The organism is Devosia sp. A449 (assembly GCF_054489375.1).
This window is the reverse complement of record NZ_JBTMWU010000005.1, coordinates 143,143-165,274: the sequence shown is the minus strand read 5'-3', so window position 1 is coordinate 165,274 and position 22,132 is coordinate 143,143. Positions and strand designations below refer to the sequence as shown.

Below are 22,132 nucleotides of genomic sequence, written 5' to 3'. Positions count from 1 at the left end.
AACAGGCGGCAAAAGCGCGGAGCCGGCGCTCTCCCTAGCCTATTTGCGCGTTTCATGTGGCGAAGAGGTTCCAGGCCCGGGAAAAGAAGCGATGGAACAGCACTCGCTGGGCCGCGCCGGTCGCTGCAGCCGAACCGCCGAGCTTGCCGATGCCCACCGCCGGGCGGGCTGCACCCGATTCTGGCAGCAGGCCCAGATGATGTTCGACGCGCGCCAGCAGGCGCTCCACCACCGGACGCGGCATGACGCCATCGATCACCGCCAGATCAAGCTCGATCACGGCGCTGGTGCTGACGACGGCCGTCGCAAGCGCCCGGCCCGCCTCATCGAGCCAGCTGCCGGCATGGGGCTCCAGCGCCTCCCAGTCCCAGCTCAGCGGATTGCCCTGCGGCAGCGCCGCACCACAGGCTTCGAGCTGCTGTTGCAAGGCAAAAATGGATGCGAGATCCTGCACATAGGTCGGACGCCCGGCGCTGTCGGAAACCAGGATGGCGCCCAGATTGACCGCATTACCCTCGCGCAGGATGCCGTCAATCGCCATGCCGGAGGCCACGAAAGTGCCCAGCCGAAAATAGGCCAGCCCCCCGGGACGCGGGTCGGTCCAACCGATAAATTCGGCCCAGCAACCGGCGTCGCCTTCATTGACCCATTCGGCGGGGAGGCCGGTCAGGTCGCCGAGATGCGCGGCGATATCGAGGCCGCGCCACCGCTCGACCTGCGTCTCGGGCGCGCCCAATTGGGCGAGCTGGCGCTCGAAATGGGCGGGGCCGGCGACGCCGATGCCAATCAGACGTTCCGTTTGCTGCGCGCTCATGCCGGCGCGGATGGTGGCGATTTCCGTGCTGATCTCGGCAAAGATGGTGTCGATATCGGGATAGGCATAGCTGCGACGGACGCTGGTCAGGGTGTTGCCCGTCATGGCGAGCAGCAGCACTTCGAAATGCCGCCAGCCGATTTCGACCCCGATGACATAGGCCGCCTCTGGGTTGATATAGAGCGGGGTCGCGGGCTGACCGCGCCGGCCGCGCAGCACTTCGCCGCGCAGCACCAGCGCGCGCGCCTCCAGATCGGACAGGATGCGCGAGGTGGTCTGCGGGCCCAGACCGGACAGCCGGGCCAGCACCGCATTGGACGCGCCCGGATTGAGGGCGATCAGGGTCAGCACCGCCCGTTCATTGGCGAGGCGAACGCCGGATTGCGCGAAACCGCGGGCCACTGGTTCGGCCCCATCAACAGGCGAATTGTTTTGCATGGCGCTGGAGTTAATAGGCAGAGCGCGGCGCAGGCAAGCGGCAAAACGGCGTAGCTCAATCCGCAAAATGCAATTGGTCGGAACGGATTATTTACCCTGTTGGGGAAGTATTGCCAGAACACCGGGCCGCCCCTGCGGCGAACACCGGGCAATAGTACCGAACGAGGACCGTGCCGCATGGCGATGCAGACGCGAAGCAACGGCGAACCCCATGGCCGGCTGCTGCTGATCGACGCGGACGATGCCGCTGCGCAGCTGGTGGCCGACATCCTGACCCAGAGCCTGGGCGGTTGCCTGCGTGTCACCGTGGCCAGTTCGGGCCGCCAGGCGGCGGACCTGCTGCGCCAGAGCGGCTTTGATATCGTGCTCGCCGATCTGGTGAGCCTGAAAGATCTCAGCGACAGCAATGACGACGCGGTGGCGCGCATGGTGCGGCTGGCCGATGGTGCGCTGTTTGTGGCTCTATCGGATGGCGCATCGGTGACGGCGGCCGTCGGGGCAATGCGGGCTGGGGCGCATGACTATGTGGTCAAGCCGGTCAACGGCCCGGCGATGGCGGCGCGCATCGGCGAGCTGGCCCAACGCCATGGCAAGGCGCGGGCGCTGGCTATCGAGCCGCGCGCCGAGGGCCTGTCGGATTTCGCCGGCTTCATTGGCGCCTCCAGCGCCATGCAATTTGTCTATGAGCAGATCGGGCGCATCGCCACCTCGTCGGCGCCGGTGTTCATCACCGGGGAAAGCGGCACCGGCAAGGATGTCTGTGCCGAAGCGCTGCACTCGAAGGGCCCGCGCTTCAACAAGCGCATGGTGGCGATCAACTGCGCGGCAATTCCGCGCGACCTGATGGAAAGCGAATTGTTCGGCGTGGCGCGCGGCGCCTTTACCGGCGCCCATGACGACCGCAAGGGCGCGGCCGAACTGGCCGATGGCGGCACGCTGTTCCTCGACGAAATCGGGGAAATGGATCTGTCTTTGCAGAGCAAGCTGCTGCGCTTCCTGCAGACCGGCACGCTGAGCCGGGTCGGCGAATCGGGCGTGCGGCAGGTGGATGTGCGGGTGATCTGCGCCACCAATCGCAATCCGATGCAGCTGATCTCGGAAAAGAAATTCCGCGAGGACCTGTTCTATCGCCTGCATGTCCTACCGATTCACCTGCCGCCGCTGCGGCAGCGGCCGAATGATATCATGGTGCTGGCCCGCCATTTCCTGGCGCGCTATGCGGCCGAGGAGCATAAGCGCTTCAGCGGCTTCGCTCCCGAAGTGGCGAGCCTGCTGACCTCGGCGGAATGGCCGGGCAATGTGCGGCAATTGCAAAATCTGGTGCGGCGACTGGTGGTGATGTGCGACGGCGGTGACATCACCATGCCGATGCTGCTGGCGGCCGATATCGAATCACGCGGCGTGGTGGCGCCGGTGGAAGCCGCGCCGCGCCCCGAACGGCGTCCCGTCGTGCTGCCGATGTGGCAGCAGGAGCAGCGCATCATCGAAGACGCCATCGCCAGCTTCGGCGGCAATGTCTCGCTGGCGGCCGCGGCGCTGGAAATCAGCCCTTCCACGATCTACCGCAAGCGACAGGGCTGGGCCGAAATGGCCGCGACCGGCTAAGGCAGGCGCTAAGGCGTATTGGCTTCGCGGGCCTTGACCCGGTCGAGGCCGAGATAGTGTTCGCGCAGGATCACGACGATGCCGGAGGCGACGATGATCACGGCGCCGAGCAGCATCGTCAGGGTCGGCACATCGCCGAACACCACGAGGCCAATGACCAGGGTCAGCAGCAGCGAGACATATTCGAACGGGGCGATCACCGACATGTCGGCATAGCGGTAGCACGAGGTCAGCAGCAGCTGGCCGATGCCGCCGGCAAAGCCCGCCGCGATGAGCAACGCCGCCTGCTCCGGCGTGGGCATCACCCAGCCAAACGGCAGGGTCAGCAGCGACAACAGGCTGGCGCAAATGAAGAAATAAACCACGATGGCCTCGGTGCGCTCGGTCTGCACCAGCCTGCGCACCTGCATCATGGCAAAGGCGGTCAGGATAGCGCCGCCAAAGGCAGCGATGGCGCCCACGGCTTCGCTATCACCGAGCACCCCGCCACCGGAAAACAGCGTCAGGCGTGGCCACAGGATAACCACGACGCCGCACAGCCCCACGATCACGGCCGACCAGCGAAACGCGTGCACCCGCTCCTTGAGCAGCAGGGCGCTGAACATCACGATCAGCAGCGGCGCGGCATAGCCAATGGCGGTGGATTCAGGCAGCGGCAGACGGGTCAGGGCAAAAAAACCCAGCCCCATGGAGCTGACGCCAATAATGGAGCGCAGCGCATGGCCGCCAAAATTGCTGGTGTGGAGGGCCGTGCGCAACTGACGACGCCATAGCAGCCAGACGACGACTGGCAGAATGGCGAAGAAACAGCGAAAAAACACCAGTTCCCCAGCGGGGATGGTGCCGGTGGCCTTGAGCAGGGTCGCCATGACGACGAAACAGCAGACCGAGAGCACTTTGAGCGTGATGCCATGCAGGGGGCCAGCCCGGGGGCTGGCGGCGGGTGCGAGAGCGCTCACGACAGTCTCTTAATAGCCAGCCAGAATCAGCGGCTGGAGGCCTGCTCCAGCTTTTCCTTGGCAATGCGCGCGGTGGCGAAAGCCTTGTGCTCGGGGCCAACGGCACTGCCGCTCTTGACCACCTTGCCGGTGGAATCCTGAAGTTCCCACTGCCAGTTGGCATTGGGGCCGCTGCCGCCCTTGAGGCGCAGCTTGATCTGAAGGGTGTTGTCCTGGGTCATGACTGCCTTATGGCCCAGCTTGGCGCGGGGGGAAAGAGGGAAAGTGCGCGATAGGGGCAGTTCCCCGCAGCGATGAGCTTATCCCTCTTATCCCCGCCGCCAAATCTTCCGGCATACTCCACCCATCTTTCCGGGATACGGGCGGCGCTGCAGCGACCGGTGTCCGGCGAGACGGTCGGGAGGGGGGAGGTCGCGCTCCGCCCTGGGCTGTGCGGATGGGGCATTCGGGCATGGGGCTACGGTTCCATGCTGGGGCTTGCGGTCTGCCTTCCGAGAAAAACCCGACGCCCCGAGGCGGTTCGTCTCACTATTTTATACTTACCAGAGGCGACAACCGCCTCGGGGCTCCGCTCGTTCATGACAACCGCACCACAGGCGGGGCCTTGGCACGCCTACACTTCGGAGAACCGATATTCGATGCGATCGCCCGAGAAGGTGAGGTGATCGCGGATCGGCTCGACCAGCGGACACGGGTCGGGATAATAGGTGACCTGATCGGGGCCATCGGCAGTGAGGGTCTTGATGGTGTAATAATGGGCCTCGCCCTTATAGGGGCAGACAGTGCGGGTCTCCGAGCGCTCAAGGATATCTTCGCGAATATCGGCACGCGGCAAAAAGATGCGCAACGGCGCGCCCGGCTCGTCGAGTTCCAGCGCGTGGAGCGAACTGCCGATTTCGGCATCGTCGAACACCACATGCACTCGGCCGTGGGCGGGCCTGATCTTGATATCCTTGTCGAGACATTCGCGCGTCATGATGGCCTGCCACTTTCAAAAATTGGAGCGATCAGGGTCAACGCACGGGAGCAAAAGCGGTTCACCCGACCTTGACTCATCAGAGCACCAATCTTATATCCCCTGCACCCTGTTAGCACTCTACGTCTACGAGTGCTAACAGTGCCGAAATTACAGTATTGTGCTGCCAAAAGGAGCAAAAAACATGGGCTTTCGTCCTCTGCACGACCGCGTGGTCGTCCGTCGTCTCGACGGTGAAGAAAAGACCAAGGGCGGGATCATCATCCCCGACACCGCCAAGGAAAAGCCCTCCGAGGGCGTGATCGTCTCCGTGGGCCCCGGCGCTCGCGACGAAAGCGGCAAGATCAATGCGCTGGACGTCAAGGCTGGCGATCGCGTGCTGTTCGGCAAGTGGAGCGGCACCGAGGTCAAGCTGAACGGCGAAGACCTGCTGATCATGAAGGAATCCGACATCATGGGCATCGTCGAAGTCTAAGCGACTTCGCTGCCCTTTGTCATTTTCCCAACCAACTTTAAGGAGCGCCCCTCATGGCCGCTAAAGAAGTAAAATTCTCCACCGAAGCCCGCGACAAGATGCTGCGCGGCGTCAACATCCTGGCCAATGCGGTCAAGGTGACCCTCGGCCCCAAGGGTCGTAACGTCGTTATCGAAAAGTCCTTTGGCGCTCCGCGCATCACCAAGGACGGCGTTTCGGTCGCCAAGGAAATCGAACTTGAAGACAAGTTCGAGAACATGGGCGCCCAGCTGGTTCGCTCGGTTGCTTCCAAGACCAACGACACGGCCGGCGACGGCACCACCACCGCTACCGTGCTGGCTCAGGCCATCGTCAACGAAGGCGTCAAGGCCGTCGCTGCCGGCATGAACCCGATGGATCTCAAGCGCGGCATCGACATGGCCGTTCTGGAAGTCGTCGCGAACCTGAAGTCGCGCGCTGCCAAGATCACCTCGTCGGCTGAAGTTGCCCAGGTCGGCACCATCTCGGCCAATGGCGAGAAGGAAATCGGCGACATGATCGCTGAGGCCATGCAGAAGGTCGGCAACGAGGGTGTCATCACCGTCGAAGAAGCCAAGACCGCTGAGACCGAGCTCGATGTCGTTGAAGGCATGCAGTTCGACCGCGGCTACCTGTCGCCTTACTTCGTGACCAATGCAGAAAAGATGACGGCTGTGCTCGAAGAGCCGCTGATCCTGCTGCACGAGAAGAAGCTCTCCAACCTGCAGGCCATCCTGCCGATCCTGGAAGCTGTTGTTCAGTCGCAGCGCCCGCTGCTGATCATTGCCGAAGACATCGAAGGTGAGGCTCTCGCGACCCTCGTCGTCAACCGTCTGCGTGGCGGCCTCAAGGTTGCTGCCGTCAAGGCTCCGGGCTTCGGCGATCGCCGCAAGGCCATGCTGGAAGACATCGCCATCCTGACCGGTGGCCAGGTGATCTCGGAAGATCTCGGCATCAAGCTCGAGAACGTGACCATCGACATGCTCGGCACTGCCAAGCGCGTTGAAATCACCAAGGAAACCACCACCATCGTTGATGGCGCTGGCTCCAAGGACGACATCCAGGGCCGCGTTGGCCAGATCAAGGCGCAGATCGAAGAAACCACTTCGGACTACGACAAGGAGAAGCTGCAGGAACGTCTGGCCAAGCTCGCCGGTGGCGTTGCAGTGATCAAGGTCGGCGGCTCGACGGAAGTTGAAGTCAAGGAGCGCAAGGACCGCGTCGACGACGCGCTGAACGCTACCCGCGCTGCTGTTGAAGAAGGCATCGTCCCCGGCGGCGGCACTGCCCTCCTCCGCGCCTCGTCCGACCTCAAGGTCAAGGGTGCAAACTCTGACCAGCAGGCTGGCGTCAACATCGTTCGCCGTGCTCTGCAGGAGCCGGTGCGCCAGATCGCCAACAATGCGGGCGACGAAGGCTCCGTGGTTGTCGGCAAGATCCTCGAAAGCACCTCGCTGACGTTCGGCTACAACGCCGCAACCGGCGAATATGGCGACATGATCGCCATGGGCATCGTTGATCCGGTCAAGGTAGTGCGTCATGCGCTGCAGGACGCCGCATCGGTGGCTTCGCTGCTGATCACGACCGAAGCCATGATTGCTGAACTGCCGAAGGACGCAGCGCCCCAGATGGGCGGCGGCGGCGGCATGGGCGGCATGGGCGGTATGGACTTCTAGTCCAGCCAACCCGGATAAGTTTGAGGTTCGTTTCTTCCCAGTCACGAACTTCACGCAAGGCGCGGTGGCAACACCGCGCCTTTTGCTTGCGCGCACCCGGCCCGGTCGCGCTAGAATAGCCCAACCAATCAGTGAGGATTCGATGCGGACACCCCGACGCGGCAGCGCCTTCGATCAGGCCGAAGCCGCCTTCAAGGCCGCCACCACCAAGCCCGTAGCAACGGCAACGCCGAAAGTGGCCACGCCACCCCAGGGCAAGGAAATGGTAACGCTGCGGCTGGACCGCGCCGTGCTGGAGCATTTTCAGGATGAAGGTCCGGGCTGGCAGGACCGCATCAATCTGGCGCTACGCGCCGCCGCCGGGCTCGAAGCCGAGTAGCCGTCGCCAGCTCAGCGGAAGAAGAGCAGCCGCAGCGCCAGGGCGATCGAGACCACCACCACCAATGGCCGGATGATCTTGGCGCCGTAGCGGATGCCGGTGCGCGCGCCGATATAGCCGCCGATGATCTGACCGATGGCCATGGCGATGGCCACCGGCCACACGACCGCGCCGGCCGGAATAAAGATCACCAGCGCCGCCAGGTTCGACACCAGATTGAGGATCTTGGTATTGCCCGAGGCCCGGGTGAGCCCAAGGCCGAACAGCATGACGAAGCCGATGGCGAAGAACGAGCCGGTGCCCGGCCCGAAAATCCCGTCGTAAAAGCCCACGACCAATCCCAATATCGGAACGAACGGGCCAAATGGCAGCCGCGCGGCCTTGTCGGCGTCCGAGAGGTTGGGCGCAAACAGGAAATACAGCGCGATGCCGATCAGCGCGACGGGCACCACTATGTCGAGCAGCCCGACATCGGCTCGCTGCACCACCAGCGCACCCAGCAGACTGCCGGCAAAAGTGGTCGTAACGGCAGGCACCAGGGCCTTCAGCGAGACAAAACCGCGCCGCCAATAGGTGACCGCGGCTATCGTGGTGCCGACGACCGATTGCATCTTGTTGGTGGCCAGCGCCGCAACCGGTGGCAGGCCAGCCGAGAGCAGCGCTGGCACCGAAATCATGCCGCCGCCGCCGGCGATGGCATCGATGAAGCCGGCCAGCATGCCGACGGCGCCCAGCGCCAGAAGAACCATAGGGTCGAGCATGAGGGTCCGGCGGGTTTAGTTCGGTGGGTCGAGGGGAGGCGTGGCGTCGGCGATCCGGCGCTCATAGATCGGAATATTGATCATCGAGGACATGAAGCCGCTCATCATCAGCTGAAAGCCGCTGACCAGCGCTGTCAGCGCCAAAATCACCGGGCGCATGGTGGTGCTGGGGTTCAGTGCGCCGAAATCGCGCCGCGCCCATTCGCCCAGCCCCCAGAACAAGGCCCCTGCCCCGATCAGCATCAGCAGCAGCGCCACCAGCAGAATACGCTCCAGCGTCAGCGCTTCGAGCATGCGGTCATAGTTGCCCGAGCGCGGAATGAAGCCATAGCGCGAGGCAAAGCGGCGGCCGATGATCGCAAAGGCGATGGATTGCACGCCGACGATGATGCAGAGCGCCGCCACCAGGAAGGTGTGCACGTCGAAATTGACATGGCCGAGCCGGAACGGGCCGGGCAGCAGGATGCCGCCGACCAGCAGGCCGACGCCCAGCAACATGATGCCGGGATAAAGGAACAGCCAGCGTGGAGAAAACAGCAGCAGGAAGCGCAGATGGCGCCAGCCGTCACGGAACGAGCGCAGATGCGGCGGGCGCGAGCGGCCATCCTTGACCAGCGTGGTCGGCACTTCGCGCAGATCGAGCTGGGCCAGCGTCGCCTTGACCACCATTTCGGAGGCGAATTCCATGCCGCTGGTGCGCAGATTGAGCGCCAGCACTGCGGCACGCGAGAAGCCGCGCAGCCCGCAATGGAAGTCGGCAATCGGGGTGCGGAAGAATAGCCGCCCCACGGTGCTCAGCACCGGATTGCCGATATAGCGGTGGTGCCAGGGCATGGCGCCGGGGCCGATACCACCCTTGAAGCGATTGCCCATGACTAGATCGGCACCATCACGAAGCTGTTCGACAAAAGCGTCGAGCCGGGAGAAATCATAGCTGTCGTCGGCATCGCCCATGATGATGTAGCGGCCGCGCGCGGCCTGGATGCCACCGGCGAGGGCCGCGCCATAGCCGCGCTGCGGCACCGGCACCACGCGGGCGCCAAGGCCTTCGGCCAGTTCACGCGACCCATCGGTCGAGCCATTGTCGGAGATGACGATTTCCCCGGCGATGCCGGTGCGCGCAAGAAAGCTCTGCGCCTTGGCGATGCAGGCCGCCAGCGTCTCGGCCTCGTTGAGGCACGGCATCAGGATGGTCAGTTCAAGTTCGTCAGCCACATTGCCCCCCGGACCAGCAAGCTGCTTGTGCCGTGAATCGGAGTCCGGGGCAATTGCTGCCTCAACTGGCGAGCTTGGCCGCCAGTCCCAGTTGCTCGAGGAAGCTGGTCAACTGCTGCTCGGCCGGGGTGCCGGGCCACTTCGCCGTGCGCGAAACGATGAGACAGGCTTGGCTTTGCAACATAACCCCGTCTTCGAGCACGCGCAGGCCATTGGCGGCCAGCGTCGAGCCCGTAGTCGTGATATCGACCACGATATCGGCCACACCGGAGGCCGGGGCGGCTTCGGTGGCGCCGAGGCTTTCTACCGTGCGGTATTCGGCAATGCCGGCGCGGGCGAAATGCTGGCGGGTGATGGTGATATATTTGGTGGCGATGCGCAGCCAGCGGCCATGCCGAGCCCGGAAATCGGACGCGACATCGGCCAGGTCATGCATATGGGTGACATCGATCCAGGAGTCCGGGACGGCGACAACCACATCGGCCGCGCCAAAGCCCAACTCACCCGCCACCACCACACTGGCCGGGCCGGATTCGCTGGTCTCGTGGATCAGATCGAGCCCGGTGACGCCGATATCAATGGTGCCGCGAATGAGTTCGCGGGCAATCTCGGAGGCCGGAAAGAAGCGCACGGTGACGTCCGGCATGCCCTCGATGGCGCCGAGATAGGAGCGCGCGCCGCCGGGGCGGGTGATGGTCATGCCGTTGGCAGCGAACCAATCGCGCGTAAGTTCTTCGAGGCGGCCCTTGGAAGGCACGGCCAGAGTAATGCCGCTCATGGGCGGACCTCCGCTTCGAGACGATCGACCCAGACGGCGCAGCCGGAGGCGGGAATAGGTGCCTTGGCGCCCAGCCGTTCGAGCAGCCGGTCATATTGACCGCCCGAGGCCAGCACGGCGCCATTGGGGCCGCGCATCTCGAAGACGATGCCGGTGTAATAATCGAGGCGCGGCGAGAAGCTGGCGTCGAAGCTGACGCGGGCTTCGCCCAGCCCGTTGAGATGACGGCGCAAGGCGCGGATCGGCGCGCCAAGCATCAGCTTATGCCGGTGGGCCAGCGCTTCGACCTGAGTCAGCGCCTGCAAGACCGGCCCGGAAATGGCGAGGTAGTCGCGCAGCAAAGCCAGCGTGCTGGCCGGCACCTGCGCGGCGTCGAGCGCCTGCTGTTCGAGATAGCGCTCGGCGATTTCCTCGGGCGAGCGGCCATCCGAAAGGCTGAGGCCAGCGGCGACCATCTGTTCGGTGACGCTCTCGACCAGAGCCGCCCGGCTCGGCTGCTGTTCGCGTAGCGCGTCGGGAGCGGCGTCGAGCCGGGTCAACAGCCGGTTGAGCGCCTCGGTGTGACCGAAGCGATTGCGAATACGCGGCCGCCAGGCGTCGGGCATATCGGCCTGCACCAGCAGCGCCTCGAACAACCCCACGCCGCCAAGCCGAATATCGGGAGCAACGCCAAAAATGGACAGGGCGGCACGGGCGAAGGTCAGCACCTGATCGAGCGCCACATCGCCGTCGGGCTGGGCCAGCAACTCGATGCCGGCCTGATCGAATTCAGCCGGTCCGGTCGACCGCTGGCGAAAAATGGGGCCCATATAGGAGAAGGCCGCCGGCTTGCCAACACCGTCCTCGATATAGGATTTGACGATGGGCAGGGTGAAATCGGGGCGCAGGCAATATTCGGCGCCGGTGACATCGGTGGTCAGCAACAGGCGCCGGCCGAATTCCTCGCCGGCGAGATCGAAATAGGGGTCGGCCGACAGCAGCAGCGGCGGCGTCGCCCGGTTGGCACCCTGGGCTTCGACCAGCGCTTCGAGCTGGGTGCGGCGGAAAGCGCCGTTGGTCATGCTGATGCTCCCGGACGCAGCATCATGGTTCGCTCAGCAGCTTTTTGATGGCGTCCACCAGCTTGTCGCGCTTGATTTCGAACTGGCCCGGCCGGGCAGCCTTCCACTCGGCATTGTCGGTGATGGCGGCAGCCGCCTGCTTGCCGGCGATCAGATCCTTGATCTGCAGAATGCCCTGCTCGCGCTCATTGCTGCCTTCGATGACGACGGCCGGTGCATTGCGCTTATCGGCATAGGCGACCTGCTTGCCGAAATTCTTGGTGTTGCCGAGGAACATTTCAGCGCGGATGCCGGCATTGCGCAGCTCGGACACCATGGCCTGATAGGCGGCGGTCTGTTCCTTGTCCATGACGAGGACAACCACCGGGCCGACCGGCTCGGTTGAGCCGAGATTGCCGGTGAGTTTCAGCGCATTGGCCAGGCGCGAGACGCCGATGGAAAAGCCGGTGGCGGGCACCGGCTCACGGCGGAAGCGCGACACCAACCCGTCGTAACGGCCACCGCCGCCGACCGAACCAAACACCACGTCCTGGCCCTTTTCGTTCTGCACCTTGAAGGTCAGTTCGACCTCAAACACCGGGCCTGTGTAATATTCGAGGCCGCGCACCACCGAAGGGTCGATCTTGATCTTTTCGGGGCCGTAACCGCCCGCATAGAAGAGAGCTTTCATTCGACTGAGTTCATCTATTCCCTCAGTGAAAGACGGGCTCACCTTATTTATGTAGTCGTTCACCGGGAAATTGACGTTAGGCCTTAAAGCCGCCGCACCTTCAAACCCTCCGACCCTAGCGGCATTCTGTTCGGCTGCTATGCTGGAAAACAAAACGCCTAGAATAAATTCTGCTTGCTCAGAGTTAAGGCCGGCGCCTTCTGTGAAGTCTCCACTTTCATCTTTTCGACCGGCGCCCAGCAGGAGTTTTACGCCCTCTGGGCCCAGGCGATCCAACTTATCGATCGCACGCATCACAACCAGCCGGCGGGTAGGATCGTCCGCCAAACCAATAGCGTCGAGCACGCCGTCGAGCACTTTGCGATTGTTCACCCGGACAACGTATTTGCCCTCAAGGCCCAGTGCATCCATGACGTCGGCCATCATCATGCACATTTCGGCATCGGCCTCGGGGCCGGCGGCGCCAACGGTGTCGGCGTCAAACTGCATGAACTGGCGGAAACGGCCGGGACCGGGCTTTTCGTTGCGGAACACATAGCCCTGCCGATAGGAGCGATAGGGCTTGGGCAGGGTCTCAAAATTCTCGGCGAAATAGCGGGCGAGCGGCGCGGTGAGATCGTAGCGCAGGCTCATCCACTGCTCGTCATCGTCCTGCAAGGAAAACACGCCGGCGTTGGGCCGGTCGGTGTCGGGCAGGAACTTGCCGAGTGTCTCGGTGAACTCGAAGAGCGGGGTTTCGACCGGGTCGAAGCCGTAGCGTTCATAGACTTTCCTGATCTTGTCGATCATGGCGCCCACCGCGGCAATGTCGCCGGGCGTGCGGTCCTCGAAGCCGCGCGGCAGGCGCGGGGCGATCAGTCTGGTCTTTTCGGTCATTTTTGGCAGTCCTGAGAAGTCGCGCCGGACTTCGTTTGTCGCATCGTTCTCGCGGAAAACCGGTTCCCACTTCCCGCACGATGCTCTAGCGGATCAGGGAGATTGAGACAACAGGCGGGTGGAGGCGGCCGGGATTGCCCCGGCCGCCCATGCCCTACATGCCAGGCCTCCGCAGCGGCGGCGGCGTGGTGCGGCTGGGCGCAATGTCGAGCCAATAGGCCCGCGTCGCATCGGGCGGCAGGCCGATATCGGCCCGCAGACGATCCGGCAAATTGTCCGGCATCCTGGGCCGGTGCCACCAGGCCGAGATGGCGGCGCCGAGCACAGCGAGCAGGCCGCGCTGATACACGGCGTCGGCGATGGAGAATTCAAGGCGCAGCACAACGCCGCCCTTGGGAAGGCTGTCATAGGACATGATGGTTTCCGGGCGCGCCACGACGCGAACCGGCCTCTATTGGGTTGGATGGCAGATGGAGGGGGACGCGCAGTCGTGAAACGACCCGGGTCAGCTCATCAACGTTTGGATGCTAGAAACGTCCGCGGCGGTGAGCCGGGCGACAAAGACTGGCCTAGGCCAGATGGCAATGTCGGAGCGCGACACCCGGGAGACGTACAGTCATGATTTTCATGCAGTGCCTCCCTTGGGTTGGCGTTAATGGACGATCGGTTTTTAGATCGCGATTCCGTGATCCGCAAGTATAGATGTGGCAGTCTGTCGCAGAGGCGGCGAATTGTTGCATGGCTGCAACAGGATGGCGAACGGCCGGCTTTACTTCGGTCGCGTCAACGCCCCGCGCTCAGCCTCGACTTCGCTGCGGCAGAAGCAGCCTTCGATGTGGTCATTGACCAGCCCCATGGCCTGCATGAAGGCATAGCAGGTGGTGGGGCCGACGAAATTGAAGCCGCGTTTGCGCAAATCCTTGCTGAGCCGGACCGAAGCGTCGGTCTGGGCCAGCCGGCGCAGGTTTTCCCAGCTCAGATCATCGGGACGATGTTCGGGCTTGGTTTCGAAGCGCCAGATATAGGCGGCGAGCGAGCCGAACTCGCGCTGGATTTCCAGCGTGCGCTTGGCGTTGTTGATGGTGGCGGTGATCTTGCCGCGATGGCGGATGATACCGGCGTCTTGCAGCAGGACTTCGATATCGGCCTCGGTCATGGCGGCGACCTTGGCAATATCGAAGCCGTGGAACACTTCGCGGAAGCGCTCCCGCTTGCGCAGGATGGTGATCCAGGACAGGCCGGACTGGAAGCCTTCGAGGCAGATTTTCTCGAAGAGCCGCGTGTCGCTGGTGACCGGACGCCCCCATTCGCTGTCATGGTAATGGCGATAAAGCGCATCATCGCCGGGCCAGGGGCAGCGTGGCAGACCATCGATAACCGGTGCAACGGACATGGGCGAGCTACCTTCAGGATCGAATATCGGAGAGATGCTTAGACCGTCAGGCGGGCAATTGGAAACGCGGCCGACGCCATTTGGCACAAGAGTCTGGTGATCGGCCAGCGCAGTTCGCCCTAACCAGCCGCTAACCATCAGTCCCAGCAATGGTTTAACCATGCCGGTTCACCGCATGTTGGACAATATGCAGCATGGTGCGCAGCCAGAGCCGGCGTGGGGCCGGTCGGATGCGGATGCTGCCATGATCGGGACCAAGACAGCTAAAACCGGCGCGCTGGCGCTGCTGATGGCGTTATCGACACTGCTGCCGGCTCATGCCGGAGGCTTGCAACCGGGATGGCGCTTCGCACCGCCACCGGGGATCACCATCACCCAGAACAAGCCGCGCCATGCGCTGGCCTTGCAGGCCAATACCCAGGTCAATCCGATCTATCTGCGGCAGGTGGTGCAATATCCCACCAGCGAGCGCAGCGGCACCATCGTGGTCGATACACGGGCGCATTTCCTCTATTTCGTGCTCGGCGACGGGCGCGCCCTGCGCTACGGCATCGGCGTGGCCAAATCGGGCTTTGAGTGGACCGGCACACATCAGGTGACACGCAAGGCAGAATGGCCGAGCTGGACACCGCCCGCCGAAATGCTGAAGCGCCGACCGGAGCTGCCGCGCCACATGGCGGGCGGGCTGGATAATCCGCTGGGCGCGCGGGCGCTGTATCTGGGGTCGACGCTGTACCGCATCCACGGCACCACCGAGCCGTGGAGCATTGGCCAGAATGTGTCTTCAGGCTGCATCCGCATGACCAATGCCGATGTGATCGACCTGTTCGAGCGCGTCAAACTTTACACAAAGGTGGTGGTCCTTTCCTAAGGACTTTCCACGAGAGTGAAGCTGCTCCCTGTGGGGCACTGAACCTATGGGGGCCTGCAGCATGGCTCAGCTAATTGCTCTTGTCGCTCGTTTCGGACGTGATGAGCGGGGCGTCTTCGCCGTGATCTTCGGCATCATGGCCATCGTGCTGGTCGCGCTGAGCGGGGCCGTGGTGGACTATGTGACGCTGGAGCAGGCCCGCAACCGCTCGCAGATCGCGCTGGACGCGGCAGTATTGGCGCTGCAGCCGGAAATCCACAGCGCGACGCTGACCGACGAAGATATCCGCAGCCGGGCCGAAGCCTTGATGCGTGATCGCATCAACGATGCAAAAATCAAGGCCGATGTGGATACGATCCGCGTCAACAAAGAAGAAGGCTCACTGTTCCTTTCGGCCCGACTTACTGTGCCGACCAATTTTGTCGGTCTGGTGGGGGTCCACACGCTCAGCGCGGTTGTCCGCTCGCAGGCGGCACGCGGGCAGCTAAACGTCGAAGTTTCGATCGCGCTCGACATTACCGGCTCCATGGCCGGGCAGGACATTGAGGATCTCAAGGAATCGGTAACGGGGCTGGTCGATGTCATCATCAAAGACGATCAGGAACCCTATTATTCCAAGATAGCGCTGGTGCCGTATGCCCAGGCGGTCAATGCCGGCAAATATGCCGAAGCACTGCGCGGACCCATTCGGGGACCAAAGGATATCACCAGCATTTCCTGGGCCAGTGGCAACACCAAAACCATCACCGGTGCGACACGCGCCAAACAGAGCAATGTTGAAATCAAATCGGCCAAACATGGCTTCAACACTGGAGACTGGGTGTATATCTGGGACGTGCAGGGCATGACCCAGATCAATAACAAGCCGTTCCAGATTACCAGCGTCACGCAAGACGCCTTCAACCTGTTAAACACCAGCACCGGCACTTACGGCACCTATTCCCGTGCCGGAAGCGTAGTGAAATGCCATGTCAAAAATTGCGACGTCGTGGTGACGTCACCCAATCATGGCTATGCCAATGACGACGACATCTACGTTGCCAATGTCTTGGGCATGACCGCGCTGAACAATCGCATCTTCCGTATTTCCAACGTGACGACCGATACGCTGGTCCTGCCCGACCTCGCCATCGGCGGCGGCGGCACCTATGTCGCCAATACCGGCAAGCTGCACTGCACCTGGCAGAACAAGGTGGAAGGGTGCAGCTATTTCGTGTTCACCAACACCTCAAAGGCGACCCAGATTCTCGCGGCGACCACCTGCGTAACGGATGGCACCGTCAAGGGCATCTATGACCAGCCGCCGACCACGTCCTTCATGGGACGGAACTATCCAGCCGCCAATACCTGCCCCGACGCAAGCATCATCCCGCTGACCGCCGATAGGGCCGCTCTTAAGAATGTCATCAACGGCCTCAAAGCCAAGGGCAATACGGCGGGCAGCCTTGGCATTTTGTGGAGCTGGTACATGCTATCGCCCCATTTCGCCTCGGCCTGGCCGGAAAGCGCCCCCGCCCCCGCGCGCTATGACGAGGAGCACCTGCTGAAGGCGGCGATCATCATGACTGACGGTGAGTTCAATACAGCGCATTGCGACGGTGCGGTGTCACGGGATTCCAGCGGCGGCACGGAGCGGATCAATTGCAACGCCACGAATGGCAAGCCCTATGATCAATCGCGTGCCTATTGCGATGCGATGAAGGCCAAGGACGTCGGCATCAAAATCTATACGGTCGGCTTCAACATTCGCAAAGGTACGGAAGCTGCCAACATCATGGCCTATTGCGCCAGCAGCCCCGACCACGCCTTCCTCGCCCAGGACGGTGCCCAATTGCGTCAGGCCTTCGATCAGATCGCCAAGAATATCTCGGCATTGCGCCTGACGCTATAAAGCGCGACAGCGGCCGGGCTGTCTCTGCAATGATCAAGCACCGGCATAGTTGCGATCGGCGATCAGGGGGCCGCGGCGGGAAGGCCATCAAGGACCATACGGGCCCTTCGATCGCTGACCTGTCCGGTGCTACGGCACGCCGGCATTGGTCAGTTGGCCGGTGGCAAAGGCCATGGTCGCGGCGGCGCTGAGGGAATCGCTGCGGGCCTGGGCTCGGGCATATTGCGCCTTGAGCAGACCGGTCTGGCCGACGCTGATATCGGACAGCGTGCCCAGGCCGTTCTTGTAATAGTCGAGCGTGGCGTCGTAATTGGTCTGGGCCGCATTCACCAGCTCGGTCGCTGCGGCATAGCCTGACAGACTGGTGCGCAACACGTCATAGGCGACGACGATTTCCCGCGCCGCCATATTCTGCATCTGGGCAAATTCCTGCTCGGACGCGGCAGCCTGGGCGACCGCCGCCTCCATGCGCGCATCGCGCAATCCACCATCGAAAATCGGCATGGTGACGCCCAGCAACAGGGCCGCATTGGGCTGGTTGACGTCGAGACTGCCGATCGTGCCAAAGCGGCTGTCATCGACCGAGTAGTGCCCGATAACCTGATTGGCGGTGCCGGTCATGGCGATCTTGGGCATGAACTCGGCCCGCGCCGCGGCAATGCCTTCCTTGTTGGCCTTGACCCGAGCGAAGGCCGCCTGCACGTCGGGACGACGCTGCAATGAGGCGACGATCAGATTGTCCAGATCGGTGGGCACGGCGCGCGGCAGCGCGCGGCCAGAGACATCCTCCACATTGATCTTGGTGGTGGGCGAAATGCCCATGGATTCGAGCAGATAATGATAGGTATTGCGCTCGCGTCCGGTGGCCTGGGTCAGATCGAACTCGGCCTGCGCCACCTGCTGCTTGGCCTGCGCCACTTCCATGGTGGTGGCGATGCCCTGCCCCAGCCGCGCCTCGGATGCCGCCAGCACCACCTTGGTATTGGCCAGTGCCTCACGGTTGATGCGGGTCTGCGACCGCGCCGCGCTATACTGGAAGAAGGCGTTGCTGACGTCGAAGATGAGCTTTTGATGCGCCGCATTGAAGGTGACATTGGCGGCGAACGACAATTGCCGCGCACTGGCCAAAGCCGCATCGCGCCCACCGAAATCGAACAGCAGCCATTTGACCGCCAAAGCCGGCGCCACCTGCAAACCGGAGCTGGTGACCGAGCCCGATGACACGGTGATCAGCGGCGTATCGATGCCGGGTACCGTATTGGAAGTGACCGCATAGCCAGCCAGCGCATCGGCGGTAAGAATGGGCAGATAGGTCGCCTCAACAGCGCCCGTCGCTGCGGCGGCCTCGCGCGCCCGCTGCCAGGCGGCGCGGGTCACCGGATTGGACAGCTGGGCGATATTGATCAGTTCGGGCAGGCTATAGCTGTGGTTGGCATCGAGCTGGGGGGCGGCGATGACGATGGGCATGCTGGCGTCGGGCGTCACGCCATAGTCAGCGCCCCCACCACCGACGGCGGCTTGGCCGGCAACGCCGCGATAGGGCGTGGTGGCGCTTGCGGGTGCCAGGCTCAGGCTGCTGGGCGCACAGGCGGCAAGGCCCAGCGCCGTAAGCCCGGCAAGGGCGAGGCCCCAAAAGCCGCGCGCCCTCAAAACACCTGCTCCGTGGCGCTGGAGAGTTCAGCCTGCAATTTGCGATAGAGCACCATGGTTCGATCCAGATCCCGTTTCCATCCGGAGCGCGGCCGGGCATAGCGCGTAGCCAAAATCTCCAGCCGTCCGAGCGCAGCCTCACTGCGGGCCAGACGCCGCATCAGCTCCGCCTGTGCGGGAGGCTCGGCGCTAACCATAGCGGAACCAGCCCGGTCGAGGAACTCGGCCGCCGACGCTTCATAGGCAAGCGTTGCTGCTTTCACACAGCGCGGGGCGCCAAACAGATAGCGCGGAGCCTGCCGATTGGCTTCCACCCGCACCAGCGTCTGCGCTACTTCGTCGACAGCATCGGCAATGGTGCGCCCATGGGGCAGCACCGGCGAGCGGATCCGCAGCCGGTTGGCCTCAAAAATCGAGAGGCTCCCCAGCCGCCGCGCTTCGGCCAGCAGCGGCCAGACGCTCGCCAGCCGGGTCGGCTCGCGCCGCAGCGCATTGCGCAAGGGCAGCACTGCGCTTCGCAGCGCCTGGGCAAAAGCGCCGGTGACGCTGACTGGCCAGATGCCCAGAAACACCAGCGCCACCACCACATTGCCGAGCAGAATGCCGATAACTCGGTTGGTGGCGACCGACACGTCAAAGCTCGGCCCAAAGCCCGGCAACACGCAGAGGAAGAAGGCCAGCGCCATCTGCCAGCCCATATACTGAATGCGGCTGCTGCCATTGGACACCCAGGCGGCGATGAAGCTGCCAATGCCCACCAGAACCAGCAAATGGCCGATATCGGTCATCTGCGGCATGAACAGGAATATGGCACCGACGCCCATCACCGCGCCGATCAGACAGCCGGCAATGCGCAGCGCCGATTTGTGCAGGGTTTCGCCAGCACTGCCCAGCGCCACATAAAAGCAGGTGATCATGGCCGTGTGGACCTCGAACCAGTCCCAGGCGGTATAGATGAGGTAGGTGATCAGCACCGCCAGCAGCGCCTTGAGGGCGAACTGCAGATAGACCGGATTGGTGAAGGCGTCGGGGGCCAGCAGCGGGGGCTTCGGCTCGGCAGCGACCGCTGCCGGAATGGTGCCGGCCCAGAGCCCGGCGAGGCGTCTGACGGGGTCGGCCAGCGGCCCCGCCGGCATTGGCTTGCCCTGCCGCACCGCATCGGCCAGTGCAGCCAGCGACGCCGCAGTATCGGCCTGTTGCCCAGCGGGTAATGCCACCGCCAGCGCCAGCAGATTTTGGCTGTCCGGCGCCATGGCGACCAGCCGCCGTGCTTCGTCGCGGGAGAAATAACCGAACAGCCCGCCCATGCCGGTGAAAGTGGCGAGGTCCCCTGCCCCCGCCGCCAGCAGCGCTTCGCCCTCGGCTCGGGCCGTCGCGTCGCCCGCCAGCAGTCGCGCCGTGATGCTCAGCCGGTCGGCAATGGCGCGCCGCGCCAGATGCGCCGGATTGGGCCCGAGCAGCGCATTGACCAGAATCAGCGTGGCCATGGGGAAAAACACCACGACCCACATCCAGCTCAAGGCGCGCGACAGCAATTCCGGGATCGGGATGATGTCGTAGAGCGTCATCACGAAGGCGAAGACGAAGCCGATCGTTGCCGCGATGGCCCCAGCCCGGCTGGCCTGCGAGAAAAACATGCCGCCAAAGGTGAACAGCACCAGCAGGGCCAGCCGCAGCATCGGCTCATCGGCGGCCAGTTGCAGAAACAGCAGCCCGATCAGAATGCCCACCGAGGCGGCGACGATCAGCCCACCGGCGATCAAAATGCCGGAACCGGCATTGTTGCGCGCCGCAAAGAAGATCAGGTAGCAGGACAGGGCCGCCTCGAGCACGTGCTGGCTCATGGCGATCAGCACCACGATCATGCAGGCCAGCGCCATGCGCAGCGAGGCGCCCAGCCGCCCGTCATAGGGGCGCAGTTCGGCGCGCAGGAAGTCCGTCAGGCGGGCGCTAGTGGTTGCCGCTGCCATCGCCGGTCCCCGATTGGGTGTCGGAAATGACGACGACAGCCGAGGCGCCCACCCGCATCAAACCATCCGGCGGCTCGTGCAGATGCACATAGACCGGAAAGCGCTTGGCGACCTTGATCCAGTTGAGCGAGTTGGACACCAGCGGCAGGCCCAGAATGGTGGCCGAATCCTCCGAGCGCACGCCCCAGCCAATCGCCGAGACGGTGCCGGCAATCGGATTGTCGGCGTCGGCCATGACGAAGACCTGGGCGCTATCGCCGATGGTGATGGACGGCAGCTCGGTTTCGCGGAAAAACGCCACCGCCTCCCAGCCCGAAGTATCGATCAGCGAAAACACCGTCTGCCCGGTGAGCACATATTCCCCGGCCGGCATCACCAGCCCGACGACACGCCCGTCGAAGGGGGCGTAAATCACCGTGTTGTCGAGGTCGCGTTGCGCCAGCCCGACGGTGGCGCGCGCGGTATCGACCTGGGCCTGACGGGTATCGAGCGTGCCGATGATGCCGCTGGCGCCCTGCGATTGCTGCAGGGCCTGATCGAGGCTGACCAGCGAATCATTGAGCGTGGTGCGCGCCTGATCGACCTGCTGGGCAGTGACGAAACCCTGCGCCAGCAACGGCTCGAGCCGATCCAGCGTCTGCTGGGCCAGATCGGAATTGAACTTGGCCCGCTCGATCTGCTTCTGCGCCACGTCGGCATTGCTCTGTTCGGTGGCGATATTCCGCTCGCCCTGCGACACCTCGGATTGGGCGGCGCGCAGCTCGGCCTCGGCCTGCTGCAGGCGCAGCTGATACGGCTCGGGGTCGATGCGGAACAGCACGTCGCCCTTGCTGACGCGGGCATTGTTGGCCACCTCGATGGCAACAATGCGCCCCGGCACAGTGGACGAAATATGCACGATCGGCGCTTCGATTTCGGCGACATCGGAGCGCGGGCTATGCACATTGGTGGACCAGGCCAGATAGATCAGCCCGAGCGTGACCGCGAAGATGGCGTAGCCAATGATCTTTCCCAATACGGCGCGCATCAGCCAATCACCCCCGACCACAGCAGCCACGCCACAATACCGCCTGAAATCGCCAGACACAGATAGACCAGCGGCGGGGCGGGCAGATGCTCATCCAGCCGTAGCCGGATCAGCAGGGCCCGCACCACCAGCGCCAGCACCACGCCACCAACGGCGCAGATGATCCAGGCGGGAAAGAACGAGCCGAACACCGGAACCGATGGCGCCCGCGCCGTCCCGGTGCAACCCACCAAAGCCAGTGCCGCCGCCGCTGTCAGAAAAAACCGGATCATGTGTGATTTCATAAAAATGAAGAATTTCAACAACCGACCCTACACGCAGTTGGTTGCAACGGTAAATCGAAGGGTGCCGCGGCTTCACCCCGCGTCAATCGGCGCGACGTAAAATCCAGGCGCGGAGATGCGCCCATCCCGCGAACACCGATATTGGTCAGGAAGGAATGGTACCGCCTCCCCGGATTGAACGGGGGACCTCTAGATCCACAATCTAGCGCTCTAACCAACTGAGCTAAGGCGGCAAATGCTCTGCGAGGGATGGCCGAAAGCTCGTCCCGAAAGCGGGCGGAACATAGGTCGAGAAATCTGGGAAGACAAGCTCCGATTTTGCCTTGGCGGACTATTGGCGCCGAA

General features: G+C 63.4%; 21 protein-coding genes and 1 tRNA gene. 6 read left to right on the top strand and 16 right to left on the bottom strand.

The annotated features are described in order from the left end of the window. Positions 1–52: 52 nt before the first annotated feature. Complete coding sequence (locus ACX3OW_RS14930) at positions 53–1,216, bottom strand: ROK family transcriptional regulator (RefSeq protein ID WP_459096585.1); 1,164 nt, start codon at positions 1,214–1,216, stop codon at positions 53–55. A 213-nt stretch (positions 1,217–1,429) separates the two neighbouring features. Between ACX3OW_RS14930 and ACX3OW_RS14925 the strand changes: the two genes are divergently transcribed. Then, a complete protein-coding gene (locus ACX3OW_RS14925; RefSeq protein WP_459096584.1) occupies positions 1,430–2,857 on the top strand; it encodes a sigma-54-dependent transcriptional regulator in 1,428 nt (475 codons plus the stop codon). An 8-nt stretch (positions 2,858–2,865) separates the two neighbouring features. Here the strand turns inward: ACX3OW_RS14925 and ACX3OW_RS14920 are convergent, their stop codons facing one another. From ACX3OW_RS14920 to ACX3OW_RS14910, 3 genes are all read right to left on the bottom strand, one after another. Further along, entirely contained in the window at positions 2,866–3,816 is a 951-nt protein-coding gene (locus ACX3OW_RS14920; RefSeq protein ID WP_459096583.1) for a DMT family transporter, read from the bottom strand. 26 nt (positions 3,817–3,842) lie between these two features. Further along, positions 3,843–4,037: a hypothetical protein gene (locus tag ACX3OW_RS14915; protein ID WP_459096582.1), complete on the bottom strand. Its 195-nt coding sequence runs from the start codon at positions 4,035–4,037 to the stop codon at positions 3,843–3,845. A 392-nt stretch (positions 4,038–4,429) separates the two neighbouring features. Next, positions 4,430–4,792: a DUF427 domain-containing protein gene (locus tag ACX3OW_RS14910; protein WP_459096581.1), complete on the bottom strand. Its 363-nt coding sequence runs from the start codon at positions 4,790–4,792 to the stop codon at positions 4,430–4,432. Between the two features lie 184 nt (positions 4,793–4,976). Here ACX3OW_RS14910 and ACX3OW_RS14905 point away from each other — a divergent pair, with 184 nt between their 5' ends. From ACX3OW_RS14905 to ACX3OW_RS14895, 3 genes are all read left to right on the top strand, one after another. Beyond that, complete coding sequence (locus ACX3OW_RS14905) at positions 4,977–5,267, top strand: co-chaperone GroES (protein ID WP_459096580.1); 291 nt, start codon at positions 4,977–4,979, stop codon at positions 5,265–5,267. Between the two features lie 53 nt (positions 5,268–5,320). Continuing rightward, entirely contained in the window at positions 5,321–6,961 is a 1,641-nt protein-coding gene (gene groL, locus ACX3OW_RS14900) for a chaperonin GroEL (RefSeq protein ID WP_459096579.1), read from the top strand. 142 nt (positions 6,962–7,103) lie between these two features. Continuing rightward, positions 7,104–7,340 carry a BrnA antitoxin family protein gene (locus ACX3OW_RS14895; RefSeq protein WP_459096578.1) on the top strand — a complete coding sequence of 79 codons (237 nt, stop codon included), beginning with the start codon at positions 7,104–7,106 and terminating at the stop codon, positions 7,338–7,340. Between the two features lie 11 nt (positions 7,341–7,351). On the opposite strand, the gene ACX3OW_RS14890 is transcribed toward ACX3OW_RS14895, so the two are convergent. The 7 genes from ACX3OW_RS14890 to ACX3OW_RS14860 all read right to left on the bottom strand — a co-directional run bounded on the left by ACX3OW_RS14890 (position 7,352) and on the right by ACX3OW_RS14860 (position 14,094). Next, complete coding sequence (locus tag ACX3OW_RS14890) at positions 7,352–8,101, bottom strand: TSUP family transporter (protein WP_459096577.1); 750 nt, start codon at positions 8,099–8,101, stop codon at positions 7,352–7,354. Between the two features lie 15 nt (positions 8,102–8,116). Beyond that, positions 8,117–9,316 carry a glycosyltransferase family 2 protein gene (locus ACX3OW_RS14885; RefSeq protein WP_459096576.1) on the bottom strand — a complete coding sequence of 400 codons (1,200 nt, stop codon included), beginning with the start codon at positions 9,314–9,316 and terminating at the stop codon, positions 8,117–8,119. Positions 9,317–9,377: 61 nt separating this feature from the next. Continuing rightward, positions 9,378–10,094 carry an ATP phosphoribosyltransferase gene (hisG, locus tag ACX3OW_RS14880; RefSeq protein WP_459096575.1) on the bottom strand — a complete coding sequence of 239 codons (717 nt, stop codon included), beginning with the start codon at positions 10,092–10,094 and terminating at the stop codon, positions 9,378–9,380. Next, positions 10,091–11,155 (bottom strand): ATP phosphoribosyltransferase regulatory subunit, encoded by a 1,065-nt coding sequence (locus ACX3OW_RS14875; RefSeq protein ID WP_459096574.1) that lies wholly within the window; start codon positions 11,153–11,155, stop codon positions 10,091–10,093. The genes hisG and ACX3OW_RS14875 overlap by 4 nt, the downstream gene beginning before the upstream one ends. A gap of 22 nt (positions 11,156–11,177) precedes the next feature. Next, complete coding sequence (gene hisS, locus ACX3OW_RS14870; protein ID WP_459096732.1) at positions 11,178–12,710, bottom strand: histidine--tRNA ligase; 1,533 nt, start codon at positions 12,708–12,710, stop codon at positions 11,178–11,180. 145 nt (positions 12,711–12,855) lie between these two features. Beyond that, the gene (locus ACX3OW_RS14865) at positions 12,856–13,116 is read right to left on the bottom strand and encodes a hypothetical protein (RefSeq protein WP_459096573.1); all 261 of its coding nucleotides are present in this window, start codon (positions 13,114–13,116) and stop codon (positions 12,856–12,858) included. A gap of 354 nt (positions 13,117–13,470) precedes the next feature. Next, positions 13,471–14,094 (bottom strand): DNA-3-methyladenine glycosylase I, encoded by a 624-nt coding sequence (locus ACX3OW_RS14860; protein WP_459096572.1) that lies wholly within the window; start codon positions 14,092–14,094, stop codon positions 13,471–13,473. 244 nt (positions 14,095–14,338) lie between these two features. On the opposite strand from ACX3OW_RS14860, the gene ACX3OW_RS14855 reads away from it, so the two are divergent. Beyond that, positions 14,339–14,965, top strand: coding sequence for a L,D-transpeptidase (locus ACX3OW_RS14855; protein ID WP_459096571.1), 627 nt, complete (start codon positions 14,339–14,341; stop codon positions 14,963–14,965). A gap of 61 nt (positions 14,966–15,026) precedes the next feature. Further along, positions 15,027–16,856, top strand: coding sequence for a ubiquitin-activating E1 FCCH domain-containing protein (locus ACX3OW_RS14850; RefSeq protein WP_459096570.1), 1,830 nt, complete (start codon positions 15,027–15,029; stop codon positions 16,854–16,856). 129 nt (positions 16,857–16,985) lie between these two features. Here the strand turns inward: ACX3OW_RS14850 and ACX3OW_RS14845 are convergent, their stop codons facing one another. From ACX3OW_RS14845 to ACX3OW_RS14825, 5 genes are all read right to left on the bottom strand, one after another. Further along, positions 16,986–18,506 carry a TolC family protein gene (locus tag ACX3OW_RS14845; protein ID WP_459096569.1) on the bottom strand — a complete coding sequence of 507 codons (1,521 nt, stop codon included), beginning with the start codon at positions 18,504–18,506 and terminating at the stop codon, positions 16,986–16,988. After that, positions 18,503–20,476 carry an FUSC family protein gene (locus tag ACX3OW_RS14840; RefSeq protein ID WP_459096568.1) on the bottom strand — a complete coding sequence of 658 codons (1,974 nt, stop codon included), beginning with the start codon at positions 20,474–20,476 and terminating at the stop codon, positions 18,503–18,505. The genes ACX3OW_RS14845 and ACX3OW_RS14840 overlap by 4 nt, the downstream gene beginning before the upstream one ends. After that, complete coding sequence (mdtN, locus tag ACX3OW_RS14835; protein WP_459096567.1) at positions 20,457–21,503, bottom strand: multidrug transporter subunit MdtN; 1,047 nt, start codon at positions 21,501–21,503, stop codon at positions 20,457–20,459. Before mdtN ends, ACX3OW_RS14840 begins: the two co-directional genes overlap by 20 nt. Beyond that, positions 21,503–21,775: a YtcA family lipoprotein gene (locus tag ACX3OW_RS14830; protein ID WP_459096566.1), complete on the bottom strand. Its 273-nt coding sequence runs from the start codon at positions 21,773–21,775 to the stop codon at positions 21,503–21,505. Before ACX3OW_RS14830 ends, mdtN begins: the two co-directional genes overlap by 1 nt. A gap of 168 nt (positions 21,776–21,943) precedes the next feature. Next, positions 21,944–22,020, bottom strand: a tRNA-His gene (locus ACX3OW_RS14825). Positions 22,021–22,132 lie beyond the last annotated feature (112 nt).

Bases quoted from the DNA above. Each gene is read 5' to 3' on its own strand.
- ACX3OW_RS14925 (WP_459096584.1), top strand. From the start codon at position 1,430: ATGGCGATGCAGACGCGAAGCAACGGCGAACCCCATGGCCGGCTGCTG.
- ACX3OW_RS14915 (WP_459096582.1), bottom strand. From the start codon at position 4,037: ATGACCCAGGACAACACCCTTCAGATCAAGCTGCGCCTCAAGGGCGGC.
- ACX3OW_RS14910 (WP_459096581.1), bottom strand. From the start codon at position 4,792: ATGACGCGCGAATGTCTCGACAAGGATATCAAGATCAGGCCCGCCCAC.
- ACX3OW_RS14905 (WP_459096580.1), top strand. From the start codon at position 4,977: ATGGGCTTTCGTCCTCTGCACGACCGCGTGGTCGTCCGTCGTCTCGAC.
- groL (WP_459096579.1), top strand. From the start codon at position 5,321: ATGGCCGCTAAAGAAGTAAAATTCTCCACCGAAGCCCGCGACAAGATG.
- ACX3OW_RS14895 (WP_459096578.1), top strand. From the start codon at position 7,104: ATGCGGACACCCCGACGCGGCAGCGCCTTCGATCAGGCCGAAGCCGCC.
- ACX3OW_RS14890 (WP_459096577.1), bottom strand. From the start codon at position 8,101: ATGCTCGACCCTATGGTTCTTCTGGCGCTGGGCGCCGTCGGCATGCTG.
- hisG (WP_459096575.1), bottom strand. From the start codon at position 10,094: ATGAGCGGCATTACTCTGGCCGTGCCTTCCAAGGGCCGCCTCGAAGAA.
- ACX3OW_RS14875 (WP_459096574.1), bottom strand. From the start codon at position 11,155: ATGACCAACGGCGCTTTCCGCCGCACCCAGCTCGAAGCGCTGGTCGAA.
- ACX3OW_RS14865 (WP_459096573.1), bottom strand. From the start codon at position 13,116: ATGTCCTATGACAGCCTTCCCAAGGGCGGCGTTGTGCTGCGCCTTGAA.
- ACX3OW_RS14860 (WP_459096572.1), bottom strand. From the start codon at position 14,094: ATGTCCGTTGCACCGGTTATCGATGGTCTGCCACGCTGCCCCTGGCCC.
- ACX3OW_RS14855 (WP_459096571.1), top strand. From the start codon at position 14,339: ATGATCGGGACCAAGACAGCTAAAACCGGCGCGCTGGCGCTGCTGATG.
- ACX3OW_RS14850 (WP_459096570.1), top strand. From the start codon at position 15,027: ATGGCTCAGCTAATTGCTCTTGTCGCTCGTTTCGGACGTGATGAGCGG.
- ACX3OW_RS14840 (WP_459096568.1), bottom strand. From the start codon at position 20,476: ATGGCAGCGGCAACCACTAGCGCCCGCCTGACGGACTTCCTGCGCGCC.
- mdtN (WP_459096567.1), bottom strand. From the start codon at position 21,503: ATGCGCGCCGTATTGGGAAAGATCATTGGCTACGCCATCTTCGCGGTC.
- ACX3OW_RS14830 (WP_459096566.1), bottom strand. From the start codon at position 21,775: ATGATCCGGTTTTTTCTGACAGCGGCGGCGGCACTGGCTTTGGTGGGT.